5 protein-coding genes, 1 tRNA gene and 1 pseudogene are annotated in these 4,497 nt (G+C 43.8%); 2 read left to right on the top strand and 5 right to left on the bottom strand.

Annotated features, from left to right (window positions below; all coding sequences use genetic code 11):
* Nucleotides 1-212 precede the first annotated feature (212 nt).
* The gene (rpsT, locus tag ACMJ0U_RS08035) at nucleotides 213-467 is read right to left on the bottom strand and encodes a 30S ribosomal protein S20 (RefSeq protein ID WP_417129450.1); all 255 of its coding nucleotides are present in this window, start codon (nucleotides 465-467) and stop codon (nucleotides 213-215) included.
* 43 nt (nucleotides 468-510) lie between these two features.
* A tRNA-Glu gene (locus ACMJ0U_RS08030) sits at nucleotides 511-582 on the bottom strand.
* A 377-nt stretch (nucleotides 583-959) separates the two neighbouring features.
* On the opposite strand from ACMJ0U_RS08030, the gene ACMJ0U_RS08025 reads away from it, so the two are divergent.
* Entirely contained in the window at nucleotides 960-1,475 is a 516-nt protein-coding gene (locus tag ACMJ0U_RS08025) for a hypothetical protein (protein ID WP_417129449.1), read from the top strand.
* Nucleotide 1,476: 1 nt separating this feature from the next.
* Nucleotides 1,477-2,202 (top strand): DNA repair protein RecO, encoded by a 726-nt coding sequence (gene recO, locus ACMJ0U_RS08020; RefSeq protein WP_417129448.1) that lies wholly within the window; start codon nucleotides 1,477-1,479, stop codon nucleotides 2,200-2,202.
* An 87-nt stretch (nucleotides 2,203-2,289) separates the two neighbouring features.
* Here recO and ACMJ0U_RS08015 read toward each other — a convergent pair whose 3' ends face one another.
* The 3 genes and pseudogenes from ACMJ0U_RS08015 to ACMJ0U_RS08005 all read right to left on the bottom strand — a co-directional run.
* Complete coding sequence (locus ACMJ0U_RS08015; RefSeq protein WP_040312526.1) at nucleotides 2,290-2,739, bottom strand: GatB/YqeY domain-containing protein; 450 nt, start codon at nucleotides 2,737-2,739, stop codon at nucleotides 2,290-2,292.
* 39 nt (nucleotides 2,740-2,778) lie between these two features.
* The gene (gene ftsZ / locus ACMJ0U_RS08010; protein ID WP_117702850.1) at nucleotides 2,779-4,089 is read right to left on the bottom strand and encodes a cell division protein FtsZ; all 1,311 of its coding nucleotides are present in this window, start codon (nucleotides 4,087-4,089) and stop codon (nucleotides 2,779-2,781) included.
* A gap of 29 nt (nucleotides 4,090-4,118) precedes the next feature.
* Nucleotides 4,119-4,497: pseudogene (locus ACMJ0U_RS08005) on the bottom strand (cell division protein FtsA); the annotation flags it as partial.

Raw genomic sequence — 4,497 nt, 5'->3', positions numbered from 1 at the left:
GAAAAAAGTGATTATATGTTTTTATAGACTGTCCTTCTGTATGAGTTGAGAGGAGTTTAGGATGCTCTGAAGTGTAGGTCTGATATAGGAATCGGAGGTGAAATGAACTTGCGAATATCTCCGGGCAGAAGAAAAGGGGTATTGTGAGGTATAAACGACAAAAGGCCGAATCATTTCGATTCTGCCTTAATATCCTTAAAGTGAGCAATTACTTAAGCCAATTTGCTGATGTGAGCAGCCATTTTTGACTTCAAGTTAGCAGCTTTGTTCTTGTGGATAATGTTACGTTTAGCCAATTTATCCAACATTTTCTGTACGTTAGGGAACAGAGCTACAGCTTCTGCTTTGTCAGTAGTTGCACGAAGTTTCTTCACTGCGTTACGCATAGTCTTAGCATAATATCTGTTGTGAAGTCTTCTCTTTTCTTCTTGTCTGATTCTTTTGATAGATGATTTGTGATTTGCCATCTCGACTAATCTTTAATATTGTTCTTGATTTCTGTTTATTATGTAGCCCGTGGGGGAATCGAACCCCCCTTTCAAGAATGAAAATCTTGCGTCCTAACCGATAGACGAACGGGCCATCCTTTGTTTCAGGAAGAACTCCTGAAGTCTCACGAGGATACATATCTCTCGTTTGCGGATGCAAAGGTAGGAAGAATTTTGAAATCTCCAAAATATTCGCTTCTTTTTTTATGAAAATTGCTGCGTTTTTCTGGATTCTCTTTTGTTAAGAGAGATTCCTTTTGTCGTTTTTTAGGTTTCCCGTGGCTAACCCTTATGTTTCCCTTTCGTAAAACCTGTAGTTCTGCTTTGTAAGACGTAGGTTTTACGAAAGAGAAACATAGAGAAGACATCGTGGCGTGAAGAAAAAGTTTATGGGGTTTGTTTGTTTTGTATGAGGACTTTTTCTATCTTTCGTTCATAAAATGGATTTTATATTTTAGGATAATTTGAAAAATGGAATGCTGTAAATTAAGGTCTGTCGGCTTGTACAATGGAAAGGTTTGTCTGGTCGAATGGGGGGATAAAGAAGGGGAGCCTTCTTCCTTTCATGTGTTGGCTGAGTGTACGGATTTAGTATATGTGCGTTTGCGTACGTTGGAGGCAGTGGCCTCCTTTCGTTTCTTGGAACGGGTTCTTGCCGTGATGGCGCATGTTGACATGCCTGTTTTTGCGATGGCTTCTTCAGCAGGAAGTCTTTCTGTAGTGACAGGAGTTGATGCTTCTGTCTTGCAGAAGGTCTGTAAGGAACTTTCCGTGTTTGCGGAGGTGACGGTGGAGAAAGAAGTCGAGGTGATATGCGTACAAGAGGCGGCTGGAACCAAGGGTGAGAGGTCGGAAAAGGGCCTGGTAACCTTGCTGAAGGATATTCCTCTGCTGATGGTGTCTTCTGAAGAGGGGACGGGTAGCGTTTCGCTGACGGTGCGGAGGAAAGATCGTGACAGAGTGTTGGGCTTGTTTTTTACTTGTTGATATGTTGCAGAAGTTGGATGGAGTAGTGCTGCATGTAGTCAGATACAATGACAAATCGAACATTGTGCATATCTATACTTGTCAGCATGGAAGTATGTCGTTTGTAATACCTGCCACGCGTTCGCGTAAGTCGCTGGTAAACGGGGCGTTGTTTCGTCCGCTTTCCCTGGTCGAGGTGGAAGCCGATGTGCGTACCCGTACTTCTTTGCCCGCGGTGAAGGAAGCAAGGTTGTCGTATCCGTTGGAGTCTGTGCCTTATGACCCTTATAAATTAAGTATCGCAATGTTTTTGGCCGAGTTCTTGTCGCATGCCTTACGGGAGGAAGGGAAGAACGAACCACTTTTTGCCTATCTGGTCTCGTCTATTTGTTGGTTAGATGCATGTCGGAGTGACTATGCTAATTTTCACCTGGTGTTTTTGATCAGGTTGTCTAGATTTTTGGGGTTCTATCCCAATTTGGAAGATTATCGGGAGGGTAGCTGGTTTGATATGCTGAATGCATGTTTTGTGGGAAACAAGCCTTTGCACGGCATCTGTCTGTCTCCCGAAGAGTCGTCGCACATTTGTCAGTTGGCACGTATGAACTATGAAACGATGTTTCTTTTCGCCATGAACCGTATGGAGCGGCAGCGTTGTCTGACCGTGATGATGGAATATTATCGTCTGCATCTTCCGGAATTTCCTGAACTGAAATCGCTTGATGTACTGAAAGAACTTTTTGCTTGATACCTGAGTGACGATAGAACGAAAAACGGGACTCTCCTTTCATTTGAGAAAAGAGAATCCCGTTTTTTCATAGGGATATGAATGAGATTATCCCAGCAATTCTTTTACTTTGGCAGAAATTGCTCTGCCTTCAGCCAGACCTGCCAGCTCTTTGGAAGCTACTCCCATCACTTTACCCATGTCTTTTCCGCTGGTAGCGCCTACGCGGGCAATAATTTCTTTCAGTTTAGCTTCCAGTTCTTCCGGAGAAAGCTGTTTCGGAAGGTATGCTTCAATCACGCGTACCTGAGCCATTTCTTCTTCTGCCAGGTCAGCGCGACCTTGTCCTTCGTATACAGAAGCTGAATCTTTTCCTTGTTTCACCAGTTTCTGCATGATTTTCAGGGCTGCATCATCGGTCAGGGTATCGTTGGCACCCGGAGCGGTCTTTGCTTCCAGAAAACATTTCTTTACGTTGCGCAAAGTCTCCAGTCTGACTTTGTCTTTGGCTTTCATTGCCTCTTTGATATCGTTGCTAATCTGTTCAAATAAATCCATATTCATTATAAAGTTTAAATGTTGTTTTCTTTGTGATGTTTAGAAAGTAATCGTCATGGAGCCGGTGTTGTTTGTAGCTTCCGGTTCCGGTGCAATCTTTTCTTCTGTAGTCGCTTTTGAACGGATATTCTCCAGTTCCATCTTGGTGCGCTTGTAGGTAGGGGTTGTTTCTACCATGCTGATGATGTCATCGTTGGCCAAGTCTTCCTGACTGAAGATGTAGATATTCGGACGTTTTTTGCGAATGCTACTTTTCAAGATGCTCTTTCCGTAGTAGTCGCTTCGACGTTCGTCTTTCTTTTGCTCTTCTTCTTCCAGATCGTCCAGGCGTTTCTGCTCTTCAAGTGAACGCTGTTTGAGCACATTGTCCATTCCGGGAACGTCTTTGATACCGAATCCCGTAGCCAGAATGGTGAATTTCACTTTGTTTTCCAGGGTTTCATCAGTGTAAAGACCCCATTTGGTTTCTACGTCCTTGCCAAACTTGCTCATGAATTCATGGATTTCATCCATTTCACCCATCATCAGTTCGCTGTTCGGGCTATAGGTAATTACGAACAACACTTTCTTGGAGTTGAAAATATCGTTGTTGTTCAGCAATGGGGAATGAAGGGCATCGGTAATAGCCTGTGTGACTCTTCCTTCGCCTTCTCCGTATCCGGTACTCATGATAGCTACCCCGCCGTCCTTCAACACGGTTTTCACATCGTTGAAGTCCAAGTTGATGATACCTCTCAAGGTAATGATTTCTGCAATACTCTTTGCGGCGATAGACAGTGTGTCGTCTGCCTTTCCAAAGGCATTCATTACACTGATGTCAGAATATACATCGCGCAGGCGTTCGTTGTTGATAACCAGCAGGGCATCCACATGCTTGCTCATTTCTTCCACTCCGTCAAGAGCCTGGTCGATTTTCTTGTTACCTTCGAACAGGAAAGGAATGGTCACGATACCTACGGTCAGGATTTCCATGTCCTTAGCCGTTTTGGCAATGATAGGAGCCGCACCGGTTCCGGTTCCACCACCCATACCAGCTGTGATGAATGCCATGCGGCATCCGTCGTTCAGCATATTCTTGATGTCTTCAATGCTTTCTTCAGCAGCAGCACGTGCCTTGGCCGGACGGTTTCCGGCACCTAGTCCTTCGCTACCCAATTGTAGTTTCCGGAGTACGGGTGATTCTTCCAGCGCCTGGTTATCCGTGTTGCAGACCACAAATGTCACATCATGGATACCTTCTTTGTACATGTGGTTAACGGCATTACCACCGCCGCCACCCACACCAATTACTTTTATTATATGTGGAGAGTCTTTCGGAAAATCGAAAGGTACCATTGTTTCGTCTGACATAATCCTAATATGTTTATGTAAATGAATAATCAGTTATCTTTTAATATTTCATCAGAAAGGTTTGTAACTTTCTTGGCAAAGAGGTCAAACCAACTGTTTTCTTTTTTCTCCTTGTTGATTTTCTTCTCCAGTTCATTCAGTTCTTCTTCCTTTTCAGCGAGGTGCATGCGCCGTGCATTTTCTACTTCCTTCAATGCTGCTTTGTATTTTTTCTTGTTGAGCTGTAGTTGTGCTTCCTCTACGTATGCTGTGTATTCCTCCAGACGTTTTCGGTTACGTTCTTCTTCCTGACGTTTCTTTTCTTCATTGATTTTACGGATACGTTCGGCTTCTTCTTCCGCTTTTCGTCTGTCTTCTTCCATCTGAATACGTTCAGCTTCTTTGCGTTTAGCTTCTTCTTCCTTTTCT

It is taken from the genome of Phocaeicola sp. (assembly GCF_048170425.1).
Classification (GTDB): Bacteria; Bacteroidota; Bacteroidia; order Bacteroidales; family Bacteroidaceae; genus Phocaeicola.
Note: the sequence above shows the minus strand (reverse complement) of the source record. Positions and strands in the feature narration are given on the sequence as shown.